The organism is Pseudomonas sp. GW821-FHT01A09 (assembly GCF_058986725.1).
The window spans coordinates 1-20,636 of the sequence record NZ_JBYSWB010000014.1 but is presented as its reverse complement, the minus strand read 5'-3'; the positions used below and the strand labels follow the sequence as shown (position 1 = coordinate 20,636).

At 60.8% G+C, this 20,636-nt stretch carries 18 protein-coding genes and 2 pseudogenes; 12 read left to right on the top strand and 8 right to left on the bottom strand.

Annotation, left to right across the window (positions count from 1 at the left end; all coding sequences use genetic code 11):
* Entirely contained in the window at positions 1-918 is a 918-nt protein-coding gene (locus AC3WJP_RS16805) for a LysR substrate-binding domain-containing protein (RefSeq protein ID WP_493721927.1), read from the bottom strand.
* A 113-nt stretch (positions 919-1,031) separates the two neighbouring features.
* Between AC3WJP_RS16805 and AC3WJP_RS16800 the strand changes: the two are divergent.
* The 3 genes and pseudogenes from AC3WJP_RS16800 (at position 1,032) to AC3WJP_RS16790 (ending at position 3,027) form a co-directional block, all read left to right on the top strand.
* Positions 1,032-1,736 (top strand): annotated as a pseudogene (locus AC3WJP_RS16800) (SDR family oxidoreductase).
* A 127-nt stretch (positions 1,737-1,863) separates the two neighbouring features.
* Positions 1,864-2,616, top strand: coding sequence for a carbon-nitrogen hydrolase family protein (locus AC3WJP_RS16795; protein ID WP_493721928.1), 753 nt, complete (start codon positions 1,864-1,866; stop codon positions 2,614-2,616).
* Between the two features lie 120 nt (positions 2,617-2,736).
* Positions 2,737-3,027: a chorismate mutase gene (locus AC3WJP_RS16790; RefSeq protein WP_493721929.1), complete on the top strand. Its 291-nt coding sequence runs from the start codon at positions 2,737-2,739 to the stop codon at positions 3,025-3,027.
* Positions 3,028-3,089: 62 nt separating this feature from the next.
* On the opposite strand, the gene AC3WJP_RS16785 is transcribed toward AC3WJP_RS16790, so the two are convergent.
* The gene (locus tag AC3WJP_RS16785; protein ID WP_493721930.1) at positions 3,090-3,515 is read right to left on the bottom strand and encodes a GNAT family N-acetyltransferase; all 426 of its coding nucleotides are present in this window, start codon (positions 3,513-3,515) and stop codon (positions 3,090-3,092) included.
* A 257-nt stretch (positions 3,516-3,772) separates the two neighbouring features.
* Between AC3WJP_RS16785 and AC3WJP_RS16780 the strand changes: the two genes are divergently transcribed.
* The 4 genes from AC3WJP_RS16780 to AC3WJP_RS16765 all read left to right on the top strand — a co-directional run bounded on the left by AC3WJP_RS16780 (position 3,773) and on the right by AC3WJP_RS16765 (position 6,630).
* Positions 3,773-5,185 (top strand): PAAR domain-containing protein, encoded by a 1,413-nt coding sequence (locus AC3WJP_RS16780; protein ID WP_493721931.1) that lies wholly within the window; start codon positions 3,773-3,775, stop codon positions 5,183-5,185.
* Positions 5,182-5,565 carry a hypothetical protein gene (locus AC3WJP_RS16775; RefSeq protein ID WP_493721932.1) on the top strand — a complete coding sequence of 128 codons (384 nt, stop codon included), beginning with the start codon at positions 5,182-5,184 and terminating at the stop codon, positions 5,563-5,565. The genes AC3WJP_RS16780 and AC3WJP_RS16775 overlap by 4 nt, the downstream gene beginning before the upstream one ends.
* 139 nt (positions 5,566-5,704) lie before the next feature.
* On the top strand, positions 5,705-6,085 hold the full coding sequence (locus tag AC3WJP_RS16770; RefSeq protein ID WP_493721933.1) for a hypothetical protein: 381 nt from the start codon (positions 5,705-5,707) through the stop codon (positions 6,083-6,085).
* Positions 6,086-6,282: 197 nt separating this feature from the next.
* Positions 6,283-6,630 (top strand): hypothetical protein, encoded by a 348-nt coding sequence (locus tag AC3WJP_RS16765; RefSeq protein WP_493721934.1) that lies wholly within the window; start codon positions 6,283-6,285, stop codon positions 6,628-6,630.
* 54 nt (positions 6,631-6,684) lie between these two features.
* Here the strand turns inward: AC3WJP_RS16765 and AC3WJP_RS16760 are convergent, their stop codons facing one another.
* On the bottom strand, positions 6,685-9,216 hold the full coding sequence (locus AC3WJP_RS16760) for an ATP-binding protein (RefSeq protein WP_493721935.1): 2,532 nt from the start codon (positions 9,214-9,216) through the stop codon (positions 6,685-6,687).
* 266 nt (positions 9,217-9,482) lie between these two features.
* Between AC3WJP_RS16760 and AC3WJP_RS16755 the strand changes: the two genes are divergently transcribed.
* Both AC3WJP_RS16755 and AC3WJP_RS16750 read left to right on the top strand, forming a co-directional pair.
* Positions 9,483-9,968: a response regulator gene (locus AC3WJP_RS16755; protein ID WP_493721936.1), complete on the top strand. Its 486-nt coding sequence runs from the start codon at positions 9,483-9,485 to the stop codon at positions 9,966-9,968.
* Positions 9,946-10,953 (top strand): sensor histidine kinase, encoded by a 1,008-nt coding sequence (locus AC3WJP_RS16750; protein WP_493721937.1) that lies wholly within the window; start codon positions 9,946-9,948, stop codon positions 10,951-10,953. The genes AC3WJP_RS16755 and AC3WJP_RS16750 overlap by 23 nt, the downstream gene beginning before the upstream one ends.
* Here the strand turns inward: AC3WJP_RS16750 and AC3WJP_RS16745 are convergent, their stop codons facing one another.
* Positions 10,954-12,270, bottom strand: coding sequence for an LLM class flavin-dependent oxidoreductase (locus AC3WJP_RS16745; RefSeq protein ID WP_493721938.1), 1,317 nt, complete (start codon positions 12,268-12,270; stop codon positions 10,954-10,956). It lies immediately after the preceding gene.
* A 240-nt stretch (positions 12,271-12,510) separates the two neighbouring features.
* Between AC3WJP_RS16745 and AC3WJP_RS16740 the strand changes: the two genes are divergently transcribed.
* On the top strand, positions 12,511-13,149 hold the full coding sequence (locus AC3WJP_RS16740; RefSeq protein ID WP_493721939.1) for a glutathione S-transferase family protein: 639 nt from the start codon (positions 12,511-12,513) through the stop codon (positions 13,147-13,149).
* A gap of 19 nt (positions 13,150-13,168) precedes the next feature.
* Here AC3WJP_RS16740 and AC3WJP_RS16735 read toward each other — a convergent pair whose 3' ends face one another.
* Positions 13,169-13,336, bottom strand: a complete 168-nt coding sequence (locus AC3WJP_RS16735; RefSeq protein WP_493721940.1) for a hypothetical protein — start codon at positions 13,334-13,336, stop codon at positions 13,169-13,171.
* 23 nt (positions 13,337-13,359) lie between these two features.
* Between AC3WJP_RS16735 and AC3WJP_RS16730 the strand changes: the two are divergent.
* Positions 13,360-13,566, top strand: a pseudogene (locus AC3WJP_RS16730) (proline iminopeptidase-family hydrolase); the annotation flags it as partial.
* Between the two features lie 68 nt (positions 13,567-13,634).
* On the opposite strand, the gene AC3WJP_RS16725 reads toward AC3WJP_RS16730, so the two are convergent.
* From AC3WJP_RS16725 to AC3WJP_RS16715, 3 genes are all read right to left on the bottom strand, one after another.
* The gene (locus AC3WJP_RS16725; protein ID WP_493721941.1) at positions 13,635-14,870 is read right to left on the bottom strand and encodes a saccharopine dehydrogenase family protein; all 1,236 of its coding nucleotides are present in this window, start codon (positions 14,868-14,870) and stop codon (positions 13,635-13,637) included.
* Positions 14,871-14,898: 28 nt separating this feature from the next.
* A complete protein-coding gene (locus AC3WJP_RS16720; protein WP_493721942.1) occupies positions 14,899-15,996 on the bottom strand; it encodes a carboxynorspermidine decarboxylase in 1,098 nt (365 codons plus the stop codon).
* Between the two features lie 240 nt (positions 15,997-16,236).
* Positions 16,237-18,669, bottom strand: a complete 2,433-nt coding sequence (locus AC3WJP_RS16715; protein WP_493721943.1) for a TonB-dependent siderophore receptor — start codon at positions 18,667-18,669, stop codon at positions 16,237-16,239.
* A 111-nt stretch (positions 18,670-18,780) separates the two neighbouring features.
* On the opposite strand from AC3WJP_RS16715, the gene AC3WJP_RS16710 reads away from it, so the two are divergent.
* Positions 18,781-20,310 carry a Fic family protein gene (locus AC3WJP_RS16710; protein ID WP_493721944.1) on the top strand — a complete coding sequence of 510 codons (1,530 nt, stop codon included), beginning with the start codon at positions 18,781-18,783 and terminating at the stop codon, positions 20,308-20,310.
* Positions 20,311-20,636 lie beyond the last annotated feature (326 nt).

The window sequence follows — 20,636 nt, the reverse complement described above, 5'->3', positions numbered from 1 at the left end:
TCAGCGTCGGTGCTGGGCTTGGGCCATCAGCCATTGCTCCACCGTTGCGAGTGGCGAATCCGGGGCGACGGGCCTGGCGGTGACCATGTAAAAACCGCGGCGCGTATCGAGTGGGTAGCGCTCGCCCAGCACCCTCACCAGCCGGCCACTGTGCAGAGCGGACTCGACAAACAGCTCGGGCACCAAAGCGATACCCATCCCCTGCTCGGCAGCATCCAGCGCCAGGCTGGTCTGGGAAAACGACGGCCCGGAGAACGCCATGCCGGGGTAGCCATAGGTCTCGAACCAGCGCTTCCAGTTGTCATGGCTGTCCGTGATCAAGGGCGCGCGCGCCAAGTCCTGCGGGGCTTGCCAGGTCTCCAGCCCCTTCAGGCTCGGCGCGCAGACGGCGATGGCGCGGCCCGGCAGCAGGAAGCGCGCGTCACCTTCCGGGAACGGCGGCGTGCCCCAGCGGATGGCCATGTCCACCGCGCCACGGCCGGTGAGCGGCCGAATGATCTCGGAGGCATCGATCCGCACGGTGAGGTGTGGATGCCGGGTACCCAGCTCGGCCAAGCGCGGGATCAGCCAGCGGCTGGCGAAGGTTCCGGTGGTGCTGAGGGTCAGTTGATAGCCTTCGCTGCCGTTCTGGTTGATCAACAGTTCACGGGTGGCGTCCTCGACCATACCCAAGGCCAGACGCACCCGGATGATGTACGGCTCCGCCGCCGCGGTAGGCGTCAGGCCGCGGGGCAAACGGGTGAAGAGCTGCACGCCCAATTTGCGTTCCATAGCGCGCACCTGTTGGGCGACGGCGCCCTGGCTCACGTGGAGTTCTTCGGCGGCCGCGCGGAAGCTGCCAAGCCTCGCGGTCGCTTCCAGCGCCAGCAGATGGTTGTGAACGGCGTAGGCCGCGCGACGCGCTTCGTGATGAATCATTGCTCGGCCCACCCTGTAGTTTTTCTACGGTATGGCTTGATTATTTGTGGTTAGTGAATCTACAGGTTTTCAGGCCTGATAAGCGCAGTATTCCACCTCAGAGGCAAATAGAAATGGCAGACCAGAGAGTAGCGATCATCACCGCCGGCGGCAGTGGCATGGGCGCTGCCGCCGCCCGCAAGCTGGCAGCAGAGGGTTACCATGTAGCTATTCTGTCGTCCTCTGGCAAAGGCGAAGCGCTGGGCAAGCTGCTGGGCGGGATCGGCCTGACCGGCTCCAACCAATCCGCCGAAGACCTCCAGGCCCTGATCGACATGGTCATCGCGCAATGGGGTCGGATCGATGTGCTGGTCAACAGCGACGGCCATGGCCCACGCGCCCCGCTCCTGGAGATACCCGACGAGGATTGGTACAAGGGCATGGAGGTGTACTTTCTGCCCATCGTTCGCGCCACCCGTCTGGTCGCCCCGATCATGCAGCAACAAGGCGGCGGCTCCATCGTCAACATCACCTCGGCCTAGACGTTCGAACCCACGGACATGTTCCCGACCTCGGCGGTGTTCCGCGCGGGGCTAGCGTCCTACACCAAGATCTTCGCCGATGGCCATGCCAAGCATAATGTGCGCATGAACAACGTTTTGCCGGGCTGGATCGACAGCCTGCCGGGCACGGATGAGCGCCGCAAGAGTGTGCCCATGGAGCGTTATGGCACAGCTGAAGAGATTGCCAGCGTGATTGCGTTTCTGGCCGGTGCGGGGGCGGGTTATATCACTGGGCAGAACTTGCGGGTCGATGGTGGGGTGACGAGTTCGGTGTGAGGATGGCATCGACGGCGGTGGCCTTTGACAGCATCTGCCAGTGGCGGCATCTGCCATTGAGAAAAGCGGGCAGCCGCCCACTGTGGCGAGCTTTGAGGTAGCCTTGCAGGCTTTCAAGGAGATGCTCATGCCCGCACCTGTACTTGCTGCCGCCCAATGCGCCGTTAAAGCTGGCGATATCGATGCCAACCTGGCATTGCATCTTGAGTTCATGCGACGCGCGCAAGCCTTTGACGTGGGGCTATTGCTGTTCCCCGAACTGTCCCTCACAGGATACGAACCCACCTTGGCCCACGATCTGGCGCAGGATAGCGAGTGCGACCTGCTCGCCCCTTTGCGCCAGCTCGCCAGGCAAGCGTCGATGACCGCGGTCGTCGGCTTGCCGCTGCGGTTGCCCGACCATGAAAAACCACTGATTGCCGCGTTCATACTGCATCCGGATGGGGCGTTGGGGATCTATACCAAACAGCATCTGCACCCTGGCGAAGAGCAATATTTCAGTGGCGGAAACGGCGGTGACTTGCTGCAGGTCAGCGACCTGCAAATCGCCCTGTCGGTATGCGCCGATTTCAGCCAGCCGCAACACGCAGCCACAGCCGCCGCACAGGGCGCGCAGGTGTATGCCGCCAGCGTACTGATCGGCGAAGCTGGCTATCCCCATGACAGCGCGCTGTTGCAGTCCTATGCGCAGCGCCACGGCATGGCCGTGCTCATGGCCAATCATGGCGGGCCTACCGATGGCTGGACGGCTGCGGGGCGCAGTGCATTCTGGGATGAACAGGGGCGCTGTGTTGCGGCGACCAGTGGCAGCGGGAATCGCTTGCTGATGGTCGCCAAACAGCCTCACGGCTGGGAAGAACTTTGCAGCGCCAGTCTCTGATTCATTTGGTTGAAGCTTCACGGGCAGGTATCTTTCAGCGCGCATGAATCTTGCAGCCTGATCTCAACGGCTGATTGATACGATCCAGTCCTGAGTATTCGAGACGTAGAGGTAACTGATATGAGCGGCGATGAGCTGAAGCAACTAAGAACCGAAATCGACCGCCTGGATGAAGAGCTCATCAGGATCCTGGGGCTGAGATTCATCGCGACCGGCAAGGTCGGTCACATCAAGGCGGCTCACAGCCTGGCAGCGGTGGACCCTTCGCGCGAGGCGGCGCAAGCGCAGCAGTATTCCGTATTGGCAGCCCAACACGGGCTCAGTGATGAACTGGTTCAGAAAGTGTTCAGAGCGGTCATCGATGAAGTGGTAGAGAACCACCGGACTATCCGGCAAAACAGCGCTGAATGATACCTGGCGCCGCCCTGAGGTTTAGCGAATACCGAGCGGCAAGGGCGCAGGTGACCCTCACCTCAGCCCAAGCGCTTCTGGTAGAAGAAACGCTGGTGTTCGACGGGGAAGTTATCGAGGTGCCCGAAACGGGTAAAACCGTGCCGCTCATAAAAAGCCGGGGCCTGGAAATCGAAGGTGTCGAGCCAGATGCCGACGCAGCCCCGGTCACGCGCGACTTCCTCGGCCATGTTCATCAAACGCGTACCGACGCCCTGCCCACGCGCAAGCTCCGGGATGGCAAGCAACTCGATAAACAGCCAGCCATGAAAGATATCGCCATATAAGCCGCCAATGATTTCTTCACTGTCTTGATCACGAACCAGCAACGCAATGGTCTCCGCTTTTGGATCACCCAGGTGGGAATGATTGAACGCCCGCAGAGGCTTGAGGATCGCCGAACGCTCGACGTCCCCGGGGTTTACCGCCATTTCGATACGCATACTCATGGGCTAATCCCTTAGATAGAAGTGCCTGATTGTCAGCGCATCAAAACATCCTTGAAGACCAGCGTCCAGCCAATACACCTTGCTGGAAGACGCTCTACTCGCCCCACGCCTCAGCGAAGATGCGCACCCGGTTCTCGCCCATGAGCATGCGCACGGTGCGGTCCGGATGCGAGGTGAAAAATCAGATTAGTCTCATATCCATCACCACCTACCTCCCCTAGCCTTGCCCCTCCAAAAACAACGATCACGAGGGAATCATGGCCAGAGGTTATTTCATCCGCCAAGGCGATAAAACCACCTGCGGCGGACAAGTACTGGAGGGAGACACCGGCTGGCTGTCACACGGCGCGCCACTGGCGCGGGAGGGTGATCGGGTCTCCTGCGGCGAAGATGGCGAGGTCTATCATATCGCTGGCGGAGTCGCCAATTTTCTCCTCAATGGACGGCGCGGCGCAGGCACATTGGATAGCGTCAGCACCTGCCCGTGCCAGGCGAATCTGATTCCGGCGAGCGCAGGGATGGTATACGACAAGGAGGAGGCCCCCGCTGCACGACGGAGCATGCCGGATGCCGTTCAAACGCGTGCTCCGCAGCCGGCCGATTTTGACAACTCTCGTCAACGCGCCTCAAGTCTCTCAAACTCGCATGCTGATTCAGCGGATCCACGCCCGCCCGCACAAGAGCCAGGCTTTCATATCGTCGAGAAAAGCACCCGCCGGCAAGAGTTGCTGTCATCGCTGCTAGCGGGGATGAGTCCAGCAGCACAGCGTAAATTCCACTCACTGAACCCGGGATCAGATCTGATCAAGGCCGGATCGCTCATCGTGCTCAGCGACCCGAACAACCATCGGTGCACACGAGAGGAAGCGCTGTTGATGTCTGCGGCGACATCAGCCAATCAGATACTGGAATCGCTAAGCGCTGACGAAGCGGATTTCATGATGCGGCATCGCGATGAGATCGCGACGTTTCTGAGTTACAGCTCGACGTCGGTTGGTGTGGGTACGGCGATGTATGCGCGGCATCTCAAAGAGTTGGAAAAAATTCTCATGGACATTGAGGCGCTGCACCAAAACGCGTTCGCTCGAGATGGTCACCTGCGATCTTCGTCTTTCTTTGCCGAGCGCAAAACGTTAATGAAGCAGCTTGACTTGCACCTAGGCACTCTAACGCGTAAAGGCGTTGGGATCGCAGATCACCCGAACTTGAGAAGTGCGCTGGGTATTTCCAGCCGCAGCCTTGTGCATCATTGGAGCAAAGCGGGATCTGCGGGGCAGATACCTGGATACGCAACGAGCCTTAATGGAATCGCGACGGCATCAAAAGTGATCAAGGCAGGTGGATGGCTAGGTATCGGAATAGGCGCCGCTGCTTCATACCACAAAGTACAGTCGGTTTGCGCGGCAGGCAATTTAGAAGCCTGCCAGCGCGTCAAGGTTACGGAAACAGGAAGCTTTTTAGGAGAGGTTGGCTTTGGAGCCGCAGCTGGCGTAATACTCTCCGGGGGCACGGTCGGATCTTTATGCATTGGTCTAGGATTGCCCACAGGGGGAGCCAGCATAGCTATATGTGGGCTTATCCTGGTTGGAGCTGGCTCCTATGTAGCCGGCAAAGGGGGGGCCGCAGCGGGTAGTTATGTAGGTGAGCTTCTCTATCAGGAAACGAAATGACAGCAGGCAATATAGCACTCGGCTGGCTATGCGGCGTGGCGATCATCGGCCTACTTATCACCGAGGGCATCGCCCTTTACCTTATTCATACACGAGCCAATGAGATACTCGGATACTTCAAGAATAGCCCCACTTTATTCGCTAAAAAGGCAATGATGAATGGAGGCCCCTATGGAAAATTGGTATTGATAGGCGATATCGCTAGAGTCGTCAGTTTCCCGCACTCTCACCTCAGAAGCGGAAAGTTGGATGCAGACGACCTGAACAGTCTGCCGCCAGGGCTCAGACGTACACTCAAGGCGATCTATTGGTCATTGATCCTGCTGCTAGCACTCGGCCTTCTGGCCGTTCTGCTAATAAAAATAGAGCTATTTAACTAGCACGCCCAAAGTGTAGGGTTACCGAAATAGGGAGCGCTGCAGGGGGTTTGGTCGTCGTCGGATTCCGCTCCTATGCGGCGGGGAGAGCAGGTGAACAAGCTGGTAAGTATGTGGGTGATATTATCTATAGGTATACCAAATGATCGCTGCTGATTTGATCGTTGCCGCTATCATAGGCTTTACATTTCTCGCGACTTATATCTGGGCAGTCGTTGCACTGCACCTCGTAAAAAAACATACACAGGAGCTTACTGACTGTTTTCAAAACTCTCCCTATTTCCTACATAACGCTCCTGCAAAGCATGACGGCATCATGATAAGGCTAGGCTTTTTTGGAATTGTCGCAGCAGGCATCGCATATCCGGGATGGCACGCAAAAAACGGATTAATGAGCAGTCATGACTTCAGCATTTTGCCGGCACCACTCAAAAGTAAGTTTAAAATCATGTACCGGATACAAATAGCTCTAATTACTAGCATGATAACGACTTCCGCAATAATCAAGACGGGCATAATTTAAAGCTAGACAACAATAAAATGAGCACATCCATGACCGGATACATAATCACAAGCGTTACCCACTGAACTCGGGCATCTTTATATTGTGCCTGAGACCGGCGATAAGACATAATTCACATATAAGCAATCCCACATCAGTGACATCGACAGCGCCAACTGAAAGCGCCAGCCACTGGAGAAAACATTTGGAGACTCTTCATGTATTTCCCGGAGTATATCGTCACAGGGCTAATTGTCTGGACGGGAGCATCCTTATACCTAGCCTACAAGCTAAGGACAAAAATTCTTGAACATATGAAAAACTCCACACTAGTGACGCTGGCAGCACCCACTGAAAGCGACAGCCACTGGAAAAAATTCATCTGGATCAATAACGTCGCCAGCTACATAACTCACCCCGCCTTCTATATAAAGCGAGGCGAGTTGAACTCAGCCGATCTCCAGAACCTCCCTAAATCCATCAAACGCAGTCTGGTAACCCTACGCTGGGGAATACTAGGTTTGGTAATCAGCATAGCCATGTACTTTGTCATGAAAACTCGCTGATTTTCGCTTCCGCCGCCTGGCGGTGCATTGGCGGCGCCTCAAGGGTGGGGAGGGTCAGTCTTGCTCGATCAACCCCTTGATCCGCACCGCCAACCCTTCCACCGAAAACGGCTTGGTCATGATATGCATGTCCGCATCCAGGCTGCCGTTGCCGATCACCGCCTGCTCCGCATAGCCGGTAATGAACAGGACCTTGAGCCTGGGGCGCGCATGCCGGGCCAGGTCGACCATCTGCCGCCCGTTCATGTTGCCCGGCAAGCCGACGTCGGACACCAGCAGATCGATGCGCACGTTGGACTCGAGGATCTGCAGCCCGGACGGTCCGTCAGGCGCTTCGATGGCGTGGTAGCCCAGCTCCTCGAGGATTTCCGCGACCAGCAGCCGTACCGTCGGTTCGTCATCCACCACCAGCACGGTTTCACCGTCGACCGCCCGGGGCATTTCAGTCAGTTGCAGCGGCTCGTCTATCTGCTCTTCGCCCAGATGAGCCGGCAGATACAGGCAGACGGTCGAGCCTTTGCCGGGTTCGGAATAGATCTTCGCCTGCCCGCCCGACTGACGAATGAAACCGTAGATCATCGACAGCCCAAGCCCGGTCCCCATGCCGATGGGCTTGGTGGTGAAGAACGGCTCGAACGCCCTGGCGGCGACATCCGCGTCCATGCCGGTGCCGTTGTCCGAGACGCACAGCGACACGTAGTTGCCCGGTGGCAGATCGAAGGCCGCCGCGGCTCGGGCATCCATCGCCCGGTTGCTGGTCTCGACCGTCAGTTTGCCCCCGTCCGGCATCGCGTCGCGGGCGTTGATGCACAGGTTGAGCAAGGCGTTTTCCAGCTGGTTGGGGTCGACGTGGGTGGTCCAGATCGCGTTGCCGGTGAGCATGTGCGACTCGACCGCCGGGCCCATGGTGCGGCCGATCAACTCGGCCATGTCCGCCACCAGGCGATTGATGTTGGTGGCTCTGGGGTCCAGCGTCTGGCGTCGGGAAAAGGCCAGCAGCCGATGGGTCAGCGAAGCCGCGCGGCGAGCTGCGCCGTAGGCCGCGGAGAGGTACTTGTCGAGGTCGTTGACGCGACCTTGCACGATGCGGTTCTGCATCATTTCCAGGCTGCCGGAGATGCCGGTCAAGAGGTTGTTGAAGTCGTGGGCGATGCCGCCGGTGAGCTGCCCTACCGCTTCCATTTTCTGTGACTGGCGCAGTTGCTCTTCGGAGCGCAGCAACTCTTCGGTGCGCTCGATGATGGTCTGCTCCAGCGAGGCGTTGAGCTCTCGCAGGTCGTTCTCGGCCTTGCGCCGGGCGATGGCGCTGTTGGTGCGCTCGGCGATGTCGCGCACCAGCCGCGACTCGGCTTCTTCCCAGGGATGGGCTTCGTTGTGCAGCACGCACAACGCGGCGATGGGCACCCCCGCTTCCATCAGCGGGATATTGATCATCGACAGGGTGCGGTTGCCCGAGCGCAGCGCGCCGCGTGAGTCGCCGCGGGTATCGGCGTTGAGCAGCACGCGGGACGGCAGAAAGGTCCCCAGCAGCTCTTCGTAATCCGGCCGGGCGCGATCGGCGGCGTGGTAATCGCCAATCACCAGCGGCCGCTCGCCCGCAGCGATGGAGACATAGCAGGCGGCGTCGGCCTTCAGGGCTTCGACCACGGCTGCGGCGGCGGTCAATGCCATCTGCGCCGGGTCCTGCATGTCGCGCAGTTGGTCGGTGAATTCCAGCAGCACCTGGCGCCTCGCGGCGGCCGCATGATATTCGGTGACGTCCTGGAAAATGATCGTGAAGCGGTCACCTCCCAGAGGATGAACCCGGCCCTCGAACCAGCGCCGCAACTCGCCAACCTGGTGGTTGAACGCCGCTGAACGCTGGGTCGCCACCGCCTCGGCTGCCGCTTTGATCCAGAAGGTTTCGATATCGGGGAACACTTCACGCAGGGTTTTGCCCTTGACCACGCTATGCTCGAGGCCGACGTTGCGCCCCCACGCCGGGTTCACATCGAGGAAGCGCCAGTCGGTGGCGATGCCCGCGGCGTCGCGTATCAACTCGGCAAGAATGAAACCGTCGTTGAGTTTTTCGAAGATTCCCCGCCACCAGGCCTCACTTTCCCGCAGCGCCTGCTCGGCCAGGTGCTGAGCGCTATTGTCATTGAACAACACGGCCACACGGCCGGTACCGTCGTTCAAGGCGATGGCGTGCACGTTGAACCAGCGGCCCATCGCATCGGCGCGGTTTTCGAAGCGGATGGACTCACCGCTTCGGGCCACCTGGCCGTAGATATCGAACCAATGCTGGTCATGCCCAGGCACCAGCTCGCGAATCCACCGGCCCTGCGCATCGACCAGCCCGGTATGGACTTCGAACGCGCGATTGGTCTCGATGAACAGGTAATCACAGGGTTTTCCCTGCTCGTCGAACTTCATCTCGATGATGCAGAAGCCTTCGTCGATCACATCCAGCAGTCGTTGATACCGCTGCTGACTTTGCGCCAGGGCTCCGGCGCCTGGGGCCGCCTCCTGGCCCTGCAAACCGCGCAGTTGGGCAGAGAGGCGATCAATCTCGGCCTGCAGAATCTGTGTTGGAGTTTGACTCATGGAGCGTCCCGGATGTCCCTGTGGGCGTGGCATTGAGGCGGCAGCACCTGCAGATGTGATCACGGCGGATGGCGATGGTTCGAGCGACCACGGCATCCCGCCAACTGCCAGTGGCGAGGCAATGTGACACGCTACCGCACACTGGGGCAACTGGCCACAGGGCGCGGCCAACTTCTGATTGAACGGATCGATGTTCAGCGGTTCTCAACTCAAGCGCCCCCTGCACATCACTGCTTCGACCGGAGCCAACGCCGAGACTTTGCCGAATGCGCATCCTGCTTGTAGACGACGACCCAATCCTGGCTTTATTGGCTGAAATCGCCCTGGAAGAGGATGGTCACCAGATCATCGGCCCCGCCTACGACGCCGACGACGCGTTGCGGCTGGCCGAAACCACGCCCATCGACCTCGCCCTGGTAGACATCAACCTCAGCGGCCACGACGAGGGGGTCGACCTCGCCCAGCTGCTGCATGAGCGTTTCGATGTCTTCTCGCTGTTCGTCAGCGGCCAGATCGACGTGGCCAAGGCCAACACCCGCTACGCCATTGGCCTGCTGGCCAAGCCCTATACGCCTCATGACCTGTCGCGCAGCGCGCACATCGTGCATGCGCTGATAAAGGGCGACCTGCCGCTGACCCTGTCGATGCCCTCGCCGCTCACCCTGTTCACCGATTCCATTGGCCTTTACGCAACTCTTGATGGCAGCACTCTTCATGGTAGAACGCGACATGACCCGATCCGAGCACGCTGATCCCGACATCGCCCTGGGGGAAGCCGAATTCCGTGAACTGGCGGACAACGCGCCGGTCATGATCTGGCGCTCCAGCGAGACGCCGCTACGCGACTGGTTCAACCGCCCCTGGCAGGCCTTCGCCGGCAAGAGCCACGAGCAACTGCTGGGCTACGGATGGGCCGAGGACCTGCATCCAGACGACTTCCACCCCAGCGTGGCGCTCTACCAGGAAGCCTTCGAGGCCCGACAGGCCTTCAGCCTGCCGTACCGCCTGCGCCGCCAGGACGGCACCTATCGATGGTTTCTCGACAAGGGCGCGCCGTTCTATCGCCAGGGCGCATTCGCCGGATTCTTTGGCAGTTGCACCGACATCACCGATCAGAAAGACCTCGAAGCCCATCAGCAAGTGCTGTTGGCCGAACTGGATCACCGGGTGAAGAACAACCTGCAGCTGATCATCGCGTTTTTGCAGATGTCCAAGATCCGCGCCACAGGGGACGAAGCCAAGGCGCTTCTCGAGTCCGCTATCGGCCGCATTCAGGGCGTCGGTGCGGTGCAGGCCGAACTGCACCGCAGCGCCACGGGCTTCGTCGACCTGGCGGTGTACCTGCCCAATTTGATCCGTGCCTCGATCCAGGCTGAAAACGCTAATGCCGCCGACCTGCATATCGACGTCGAACCCATCAATGTGCCCTTCAAGCTGGCCTCCGACCTCGGCCTGATCACCAACGAACTGATCACCAACGCCATCAAGCACGGCGGCAACAACGCGCCTTGCGCCATCCGCTTGCGCCTCAAACGCCTTGATGGCGATCGGTTGCACCTGTCGATCGGCGACTCCGGCAAAGGCTTTCGCGCCGATCAGCTGAGCAGCGCCAGCGCCACCGGCAGTTCTTTGCGCGGCCTGGGGCTGATTGGCGCGCTGGCCAAGCGCTGCAACGCCGAGTTGACCCGAACCAATGACCAGGGCGCGCTGGTGACCGTCACCGTGCCCCTGCCCTGATCAACCAGCGACGGCCAGCCGGTGCGCCGGACGCGGCAGCCCCAGGTGGTCGCGCAAGGTCCGGCCTTGGTACTGCTCGCGGAACAATCCGCGCTGCCGCAAGATCGGCAGCACGCCTTCGATGAACAGGTCCAGGCCTTCGGGGAAATGCGACGGCATCAGGTTGAAGCCGTCCGCAGCCTCGCCCTCGAACCAGGCGATCATCTCCTCGGCCACCTGCGCCGGGGTGCCGACCACGATCTTGTGCCCCCGGGCGCCGCCAGCCAGATAGCAGATCTGGCGCAGCGTCAGGCCATCGCGGTGGCTCATGTCCAGCAACAGCTTGGCGCGGCTGCGCATGTTCTGCGGCAGCGGCAGGTCCGGCAGCGGCTGGTCGAGATCGAAGCCGCTGAGGTCCTGCCCCAGGCGATCGCTGACCAGCAAGAGCGCCGCGTCCAGATCCGTCCACTGCTGTAACTGCTCGAAGCGCGCCTGGGCCTCGGCCTGGGTCGCGCCGATGATCGGCATGATGCCCGGCATCACCAGGCAGTGCCGGGGATCGCGACCGTAGGCCACCACCTGACGCTTGAGATCGGCATAGAACTGCTGCGCATCGGCCAGATCCTGCTGGGCGGTGAACACTACGTCCGCCACCCGTGCCGCCAGGCCCATGCCCGGACCCGACGAACCAGCCTGGATCAATACCGGGTGGCCCTGGGGGCTGCGGGTCAGGTTCAGTGGCCCGGCAATGTCGAAGTATTCGCCCTGATGATCGAGACGGTGCATCTTCTGCGGATCGAGATAGACGCCAGCTTGGGCATCGCGCACGTAGGCATCGTCTTCGAAGCTGTCCCACAGGCCGCGCACCACATCGACGAACTCTTCGGCCACGGCGTAGCGCTGGGCATGGTCGGGATGGGTGGCGCGGGTGAAGTTTTCCGCGCTGTCGTAGCCCGTGGTCACCACGTTCCAGGCCACGCGCCCCTCGGAGATGTGATCGAGGGTGCCGAACTGCCGCGCCACGGTATAGGGCTCGCCGTAGGTGGTCGAGGCGGTTGCCGCCAGGCCGATGCGGTCGGTGACCGAGGCCAGCGCGCCGAGCAGCGTCAACGGCTCGAAGCGCACGATCATCGAGGGATGTTCCTGGGCGCTGGTGACCAGTTTGTCGCCGAAGAACACCATGTCCAGGCAAGCACGCTCAGCGCTTTCGGTCAGTTGCCAGATCAGCTTGAAGTTTTCGCTGCCACTTTGCGCGCCGGGGTAGCGCCAGCCGCTGAAATGGTGACCGGCGGCCTGGATGAACAGGCCCAGGCGCATCTGGGAAAGGGTTTGGCTCATGGGAATCTCGGCGGCAAGCGGTGATTGCGGCGGTGGACCAGGCCCGTACATGCTCGAAAACAGCACTAAGCTTAGACCTGAAGGTTATTACCAGACCGCATAAAACAGGTCGGCAATAATAAGTAAAAGCTCGCCTGGCCGTCCACTGCGATTGTGCCGCGGCCTACCGTGGATCGAGGTTTGGATAGCACTTCGGCGCCGCCCGGCAGTCTGTCTATACACACCGCCCTGGAGATTCCCATGACTACTGGCAAGATCATCGTCCACCACCTCAACAACTCCCGCTCGCAACGCATCCTCTGGCTGCTCGAAGAGCTAGAACTACCGTTCGAGATCAAAGGCTATCAGCGCGATGCGAAAACCAACCTCGCGCCGCCTGAACTCAAAGCGATTAATCCGCTGGGCAAGTCACCGGTGATCGAGGACGGCCCGCACACCCTGATCGAATCCGCCGCGATCATCGACTATCTGATCCGCCGTCACGGCGGCGGCCGCCTGCAGCCCGATCCGGCTACTGCCACCTACGACGAATACGTGCAGTGGCTGCATTTCGCCGAAGGCTCGGCCATGCTGCCATTGATGCTCAACCTCTACGTCGGACGTCTGGGCGAAGCCGGTGCGCCGCTGCAGCCGCGCATCCAGTCGGAACTGGCGAATTACCTGGGCTATCTGAATACCGCTCTGGGCCTGACCCCTTACCTGCTGGGCGATGAGCTCAGTGGCGCGGATATCCAGATGAGCTTCATCGGCGAAATTGCCAAGGCTCAAGGGCTGCTGGCGCCCTACCCCAACCTGACCGCCTGGATCGAACGCTTCCAGGCGCGCCCGGCGTACAAGAAGGCCATCGAACAGGGCGGCGAGTACAGCTTCGCCAAGTAAGCGCGCGATGCCCCCGAGTTCAGCTCAACGCATCGTTGGCCCTGAACTCGGTGGAGCGACCCGTAGCCTTAAAGAACAGCACCACCGCGATGCCCAGCAGCAACCAGCAACCGCCGCCGACCTTGGCGTAGATATCGGCATTGACCAGCACGTAGCCGATGATCACGAAGCCGATCAATGGCACCACGGCATGGATGATGCGCCGCCCGGCGCCTGCCGCGCATCCGTGTGCCGACCTTGCTGATCTCGGGGCGTTTCGACGAGGCCACGCCGGCCACGGTGCAGCCCTATGCGGACCACATCAGCGATGTGCGCTGGCGGATTTTCGAGGCGTCCAGCCATATGCCACACGTCGAAGAGCGCGAAGCCTGCATGGCGGAAGTGGAAGACTTTCTGGAGGTGTGTGAGGCGCGCTAGCGAAACGAGCTACGCCAGCTTGACGAGGTGCGCCGAGGGTGACGCACCTCGTTTGCATCAGCGACAGATCAATTCCACGGGCGATCGCCGTGTTCGTCCTTGATCCGGGTCGGCAGGCCCATCACGTCCAGCGCCTTGAGGAACGGCTCGGCTGGCAGCTCCTCGACGTTGACCATGCGCTGCACATCCCACTGGCCACGGGCGACCAGCAAGGCTGCGGCCACGGGTGGCACGCCAGCGGTGTAGGAGATGCCTTGGCTGTCGGTCTCGTCGAAGGCTTCTTCGTGGTCGGCGACGTTGTAGATGAACACCTCGCGCGGCTGGCCATCCTTGGTGCCCTTGACCAGGTCACCGATGCAGGTCTTGCCGGTGTAGCCCGGGGCCAACGAGGACGGATCGGGCAGCACGGCCTTGACCACTTTCAACGGCACGACCTGCAGGCCTTCAGCGGTGGTGACCGGCTGCTCGGACAGCAGCCCGAGGTTCTTCAGCACGGTGAACACATTGATGTAGTGCTCGCCGAAGCTCATCCAGAAACGCACGTTGGGCACGTCGAGGTTCTTCGACAGCGAGTGCACTTCATCGTGACCGGTGAGGTAGAGGTTCTGCGAGCCGACCACCGGCAGATCGTCGGTGCGTTTCACCTCGAACATGGTGTTGCTGGTCCACTGGCTGTTCTGCCAGCTCCAGACCTGTCCGGTGAACTCGCGGAAGTTGATTTCCGGGTCGAAATTGGTGGCGAAATATTTGCCATGGGAGCCGGCATTGACGTCGAGAATGTCGATCGAATCAATGCGGTCGAAATACTGTTGTTGCGCCAGTGCCGCATAGGCATTGACCACACCCGGGTCGAAGCCCACGCCAAGGATGGCGGTGATGTTCTTGCGTTGGCACTCTTCGAGGTGATTCCACTCGTAGTTGCCGTACCAGGGCGGTGTTTCACAGACCTTGCCCGGTTCTTCGTGAATGGCGGTGTCGAGATAGGCGACGCCGGTATCGATGCAGGCACGCAGCACCGACATGTTGAGGAAGGCGGAGCCGACGTTGATGACGATCTGCGATTCGGTCTCGCGGATCAGCGCCTTGGTCGCTCCGACGTCCAGCGCGTCGAGCGCGAACGCCAGAATGTCGGCCGGCTGCTTGAGGCTGCCCTTGGCCTTGACGCTGTCGATGATGGCCTGGCACTTGGAGATGTTGCGCGACGCGATAGCAATACGACCGAGTTCATCGTTGTGCTGCGCGCACTTGTGGGCCACCACCTTGGCGACACCTCCTGCACCAATGATAAGAACGTTCTTCTTCAATTTCTTTACTTCTCCTCAGGCTGCCAGCTCAGGAAAGGCTGGACAGATAGTCTGCAAAACCAAACTCACGTACAACTTCGACCGTACCATCGAGTTGTTTCACTACGATGGATGGCATCTTCAGACCGTTGAACCAGTTCTTCTTGACCATGGTGTAACCCGCCGCATCGACGAACGACAGGCGATCACCGATCTGCAACGGTGCCGGGAACCGATATTCGCCGAAAATATCACCGGCCAGGCACGACTTGCCGCAGACCATGTAGGTGTGTTCACCGTCGCTCGGCGCCAGTTTGGCGTTGAGGCGATAGATCAGCAGATCAAGCATGTGCGCTTCGATGGAACTGTCGACCACTGCGAGGTGCTTGCCGTTGTAGAGGGTGTCGAGCACCGTGACTTCCAGCGACGCGCTCTGGGTGATGGCGGCCTCGCCCGGTTCCAGATAGACCTGCACGCCGTATTTGTGCGAGAAGGCCTTGAGGCGTGCGCAGAAGGCGTCCAGTGCATAGCCTTCACCGGTGAAGTGAATGCCGCCGCCCAGGCTGACCCACTCGACCTTGTGCAGCAGGTGGCCGAAGCGCTCCTCGATGGTGCCGAGCATCTGATCGAACAGACCGAAATCACCGTTCTCGCAGTTGTTGTGGAACATGAAGCCGGAGATCTGCTCGATGACCGCTTCGACCTTGACCGGATCCCACTCGCCGAGGCGGCTGAACGGCCGCGCCGGGTCGGCCAGCAGGTAGTCGGAGCTGCTCACCTGCGGGTTGACCCGCAGGCCACGCACCTTGCCTTCGCTGGCTGCGGCGAAACGCTGGAGCTGGCCGATGGAGTTGAAGATGATCTTGTCGCAGTTGTCGAGCATCTCCTCGATCTCGTCATCGGCCCAGGCGACGCTGTAGGCGTGGGTCTCGCCGGCGAATTTCTGGCGGCCAAGCTTGAGTTCGTAGAGCGACGACGAGGTGGTGCCGTCCATGTACTCCTGCATCAGGTCGAACACCGACCAGGTGGCGAAGCACTTGAGCGCCAGCAGCGCCTTGGCGCCGGATTGCTCGCGCACGTAGGCAATCTTCTGCATGTTGCCCAGCAGCTTCTGTTTGTCGATGAGGTAGTACGGCGTCTTGATCATTTCGAGACCCCCGGCAAGGCCAGCAAAAAAAAGGATGCGAATTGTGCCTTCCCTCGATACATATCGAAAGGGCGCATTGCATATTTTGCGTAATCAATGTGGCAAAGCGAGGTGAGGCGATGATTTGGTCATTCGCCCAAAAAACTGTAGCGAGGGGGCTTGCCCCCGAAAATCTCTCATTCTCCGAGGGTGGATGGGGCCGCTATTTTTCGGGGGCGAGCCCCCTCGCTACAGGGGCGTTCAAAAGCCGACGGTCGCCGAGAGCAGGTAGGTACGCGGGGTCGACAGGGTCAGCCCAGGCTCGCTGTCGTCAGATGCGCCGGCCGAGGCCCAGTAGCGGGCGTCCATGACGTTCTCGACGCTGCCGCGCAGGGTCACGTCCTTGCCGTCGACCTTGAATGCATAGCGAGCGCCTACGTCGAAGCGGCGCCAGGCATCGATCTCCTTGGTATTTGCCTGGTCCAGGTACTGCGAGCTGGAATAGATACCGCGACCGGTCAGGGTCAGTCCGGCAGCGCCCGGCACATCCCACTCGGCGCCCAGGTTGAGGTTGTACTCAGGCGTCGCCGGCGCGCGATTGCCGTCGTAGGCACCATTGGTGGTGTTGGTCAGCTTGCTGTCGACGTACATCACACCGCCGAGCAAGCGCACACCCTTGAGTGGCTCGCCAAAGACACTCAGCTCCACGCCCTTGTTCTCGCGCTTGCCATTGGGGCCGAAGCGCCGCGTGGCAGTGTTGGTCTCGTACGCCGGCTGGCGGATGCGGAATGCCGCTGCGGTCAGGGCGAAGGCACCCAGATCGTACTTGGCGCCGACTTCGATCTGACGGCTGACGAACGGCGCGAAGATCTCGTCCTCGTTGATCGAGGTCGACGGCGCGATCTTGCCCTGGCTCAGGCCTTCCATGTAGTTGGCGTACAGCGACAGCCGTTCGGTGGCTTTGAACAGCAGGCCGCCCGATGGCGAGATCTTCTGCTCGTCATAAGCGGTGTCGCCCTTGATGCCGTTGGTCCAGTCATCGACCTTGACTCGCTGCCAGCGCCCGCCCAGGGTCAACAGTACCCGGTCGTCGAAAAAGCCCAGAGTGTCGGACAGCGCCACGCCGGTGAAGCGGTTCTCGGTGTAGACCTTGTCGTCCTGGCGCGTGGCGTTGGTCGGCGTCGGCGTCTGCACCGGGTCGTAGAGGTTGCTGGGCGCCGCGGCATAACGCGCGCCGCCGTTGGTGAAGTCCATGTAGAAGTAACTGGCGGCCAGGTTGACTTCATGACTCACGGGGCCGGTGTGGAACCAGTTGCGCACCCCGGCGGTGGCGGTGCGCACGTTCTCGTCACGGGTGAAATCACGGGGCTGCACGCTGAAGTCGCCAGCGTTGTTGGTGACGGACACCGCGTGGCGGAGGAAATCATGGTCGCTTTTGCGCGCGCCCACGCCACCGTACACCATCAGCGAATCATTGACGTCGAACTCGCCGTTGACCGCGCCGAAGGTATCGTTGGTGCGCGCCTGGCTCCAGGACTGCGCGTAGTTGCGCCGCACATCGTCGGCGTCCGGGACCCTGGCATTGGCGCCGATCTGCACGCGCTCCTGGGGCGCATCGGTGGCGCGCTCGGTGTGGCCGATGTCGGTCGACAGGCGCAGCCGTTCACCGCGAAAATCCAGGCCCAGCACGTACATCTGGCGGTCGACGCTTTGATGATCCCACTCGGTGTCGCCGGCCTGCTTGACGCCATTGAAGCGCAGGCCGAACTGCTTTTCATCGCCGAAACGTCGGCCGATATCGACGGCGCCGCCGACCTGGCTGTCGGACGCGTAGCTGCCGGTGAATTCGCTGATGGGTTTGTCGGTGGCGCGTTTGGGCACCACGTTGATCCCACCGCCGACACTGCCGCGCGGCGAAATGCCGTTGATCAATTGGCTGGGGCCCTTGAGCACGTCGACCCGCTCGGCCATTTCCATATCGATGCTGTAGGTCGGCAGGATGCCGTACAGGCCGTTATAGGCGACGTCGCTGTTGAACAGGCTGAAACCGCGAATGGTGAATTGCTCGTAACGCCCGCCCGCAGGATTGGTGGCGCGCACCGAAGGGTCGCTCGCCACCAGATCGCCAAGAGTTCGGGCCTGCAGGTTCTTGACCGCCTCACTGGTGTAGGTGGTCATGCTGAACGGCGTCTCCATGAAGTCGCGACTGCCGAGCAAGCCTTGGGAACCACGACGGGCCACCTGGCCGCCGGCGTAACGTTCACCGTCAGCATTGGCGCTGCCCGCGGCCGCGCCGAGAATGCTGGTCGGCGCGATCTCGAGCGCGCCCTGCGGCGCCGGCACCAAGGTGTAAGCCAAGTCGCCTAGCGCCTGCAATTGCAGGCCGCTGCCTTGCAGCAGATTGGCGAAACCGGCTTCGACGCTGTAGCTGCCGGACAGCCCCGGCGTGCGTCGACCGCTGACCAGTTGCGGGTCCACCGACAGACTCACGCCCGCCTCGCCGGCAAAACGGGTCAGGGCCGCGCCCAGGTCGCCTGCGGGCAACTTGTAGGTGCGATTGGCGCTGTCGGCAACGGCCGTTGGCGAGGCGATCGACGCCGCCAGGGAGCCGCCGCCGAGCAACAGGCTCAGGCACAAGGTGCGACAGGAAATCGATGACGCCATTCGGGGCCGACGGCGTGTCAGTGCGGACATGGATGCGCTCTCTTCTGGATTCACTTACCTGCAGTGACAGCCGAGCGCCAAAAAGGGGACAGGCACTGGCGAAAAAATCCTGGCTCCGCAGCCCTGGGCGTTAGGGCGTCGATGATGGTAGCGGCCGGGGTTATGCGCTACAGGCCACAGGAGCCGGGGTCGCAGAACGTTGCGGCCAACAGCGTTTTGGCGCGATTTCGCGAATCGCGCCAAAGAATCGCGCCAAAAGTTGGCGCGATTCCTCAAATCGCGCCAGAATCGCGCCAAGCCCATTCAGAATCGCGCCAACTCACCATGGCAAATGCCCAAGCATTGCAAAAAACCATTCTGCAAGCCCCGTCGGGTCTGACGCTCGCTGAGCTGCTCGCGCACCATCCCGACCTGGCTCGGCGCACTGCGCAGCGTCTACTTAGGCAAATGGCCGACGAAGGCATCATCACCACGCGCGGCGAGGCACGGGCGCGTCGCTACATCGCCCTCGGCCCACGCGCAACGGTCGAACAGCCTGACAGCTTTCCCAAGGCGATACCGCTTTCCGCCGACAGTACCGACATTCTCGATTACATCGACCAACCGGTAGAGGCCCGTACCCCTGTGGGCTATCAGCGCGAGTTTCTCGACGCTTATGTACCTAACCGCACCTGGTACCTTTCAGAATCTTTGAGGCGCCAGTTGCACAACATCGGGCGAACCTCGCGATCCGAGGCACCTGCCGGAACTTATAGCCGGGCAATACTCAATCGACTGCTGATCGACCTGTCCTGGGCGTCCAGTCATCTGGAGGGAAATACCTACTCACGCCTTGATACCCTAGAACTCATCGAGCACGGCAGGGCTGCGCGCGGCAAGCCGCTGATGGAAACGCAGATGATCCTGAACCACAAGGCGGCAATAGAATTGCTGGTCGAGAATATCGACACTGCCGAATTCAACCGCTACACCTTGATGAACTTGCACAGCGTCCTGGCAGAGAACCTGCTGCCCAATTCCGCCGACGAAGGTCGTATCCGTCAGCACGCGGTAGATATCGGCAAGAGCGTCTACCGCCCATTGTCTACACCCCAGGCTATCGATCAGTTGCTGGATGAGCTATTGGCCAAGGCCAATGAGATCGGCGATCCGTTCGAGCAGTCCTTTTTCGTGATGGTGCATCTGCCGTACCTTCAGCCCTTCGCCGATATCAATAAACGCACGTCCCGGTTAGCCGCCAACCTGCCATTGTTCCGCGCAAACCTGTGCCCACTCACCTTTCTCGACGTGCCTGAGGTCGCCTACAGCCGGGCCACTCTGGGCGTCTATGAGATGACTCGGGTCGAATTGCTGCGTGATCTCTATGTATGGGCCTATGAGCGCTCAGCTCAGGAGTATCTGGTCATTCGCCAGGAACTGGCGGAACCGGACCCGATCCGTCTGTCCTGGAGAGACCTGATCAAGAGCACGATCCGCCAGGTCGTGCAAAGCCCCGATAGCGATCCGTTGAGCATCATTCAGCAATGCGTAGCGGACCAAGTGCCGGGGGCGGAACAGGATGACGTAGAAGCCGTGATTATCGGCGAGCTGAGACGTCTCCATGAAGGGGTGCTAGCGCGCTACCGTTTGAAGCCTTCGGAGTTGCAGGTCTGGAGAAAAAGGCAGGGGTAAAGGGTCGAGCGCTTTGCCCTACCCTGCCACTGCGATCAGGCTTCTGGGTCGAGTGTCATCCAGTAACGGCCCGCATTCGGCTCCGGCGTCTGCGTGTCTGGATGGGTATTTGTATCCTGCGGCGGATTGGAGATTGGTGTGTGGCCCTGCTTGCGCTCCAGCCTGGGCGGCGCCCCACATTGGCCCCTCGCTGGCGCTCGGGGTACCCGCGTTCCGGCTTCTGAATCGGTGGCACGCCGCGAATCGCCCTCCATCAGACTGTGTGGAAACCCTGGAAATATGCTTGCCAATTCCAGAAAATGCCCGTATCGCAAGATACGGGCATT

Excerpts from the sequence above, each read along its gene's own strand:
- AC3WJP_RS16740 (WP_493721939.1), top strand. The coding sequence starts at position 12,511 with ATGACTACTGGCAAGATCATCGTCCACCACCTCAACAACTCCCGCTCG.
- AC3WJP_RS16765 (WP_493721934.1), top strand. The coding sequence starts at position 6,283 with ATGTATTTCCCGGAGTATATCGTCACAGGGCTAATTGTCTGGACGGGA.
- AC3WJP_RS16785 (WP_493721930.1), bottom strand. The coding sequence starts at position 3,515 with ATGAGTATGCGTATCGAAATGGCGGTAAACCCCGGGGACGTCGAGCGT.
- AC3WJP_RS16790 (WP_493721929.1), top strand. The coding sequence starts at position 2,737 with ATGAGCGGCGATGAGCTGAAGCAACTAAGAACCGAAATCGACCGCCTG.
- AC3WJP_RS16720 (WP_493721942.1), bottom strand. The coding sequence starts at position 15,996 with ATGATCAAGACGCCGTACTACCTCATCGACAAACAGAAGCTGCTGGGC.
- AC3WJP_RS16770 (WP_493721933.1), top strand. The coding sequence starts at position 5,705 with ATGATCGCTGCTGATTTGATCGTTGCCGCTATCATAGGCTTTACATTT.
- AC3WJP_RS16715 (WP_493721943.1), bottom strand. The coding sequence starts at position 18,669 with ATGTCCGCACTGACACGCCGTCGGCCCCGAATGGCGTCATCGATTTCC.
- AC3WJP_RS16795 (WP_493721928.1), top strand. The coding sequence starts at position 1,864 with ATGCCCGCACCTGTACTTGCTGCCGCCCAATGCGCCGTTAAAGCTGGC.
- AC3WJP_RS16755 (WP_493721936.1), top strand. The coding sequence starts at position 9,483 with ATGCGCATCCTGCTTGTAGACGACGACCCAATCCTGGCTTTATTGGCT.
- AC3WJP_RS16745 (WP_493721938.1), bottom strand. The coding sequence starts at position 12,270 with ATGAGCCAAACCCTTTCCCAGATGCGCCTGGGCCTGTTCATCCAGGCC.
- AC3WJP_RS16710 (WP_493721944.1), top strand. The coding sequence starts at position 18,781 with ATGATGGTAGCGGCCGGGGTTATGCGCTACAGGCCACAGGAGCCGGGG.
- AC3WJP_RS16775 (WP_493721932.1), top strand. The coding sequence starts at position 5,182 with ATGACAGCAGGCAATATAGCACTCGGCTGGCTATGCGGCGTGGCGATC.
- AC3WJP_RS16760 (WP_493721935.1), bottom strand. The coding sequence starts at position 9,216 with ATGAGTCAAACTCCAACACAGATTCTGCAGGCCGAGATTGATCGCCTC.
- AC3WJP_RS16750 (WP_493721937.1), top strand. The coding sequence starts at position 9,946 with ATGACCCGATCCGAGCACGCTGATCCCGACATCGCCCTGGGGGAAGCC.
- AC3WJP_RS16780 (WP_493721931.1), top strand. The coding sequence starts at position 3,773 with ATGGCCAGAGGTTATTTCATCCGCCAAGGCGATAAAACCACCTGCGGC.
- AC3WJP_RS16805 (WP_493721927.1), bottom strand. The coding sequence starts at position 918 with ATGATTCATCACGAAGCGCGTCGCGCGGCCTACGCCGTTCACAACCAT.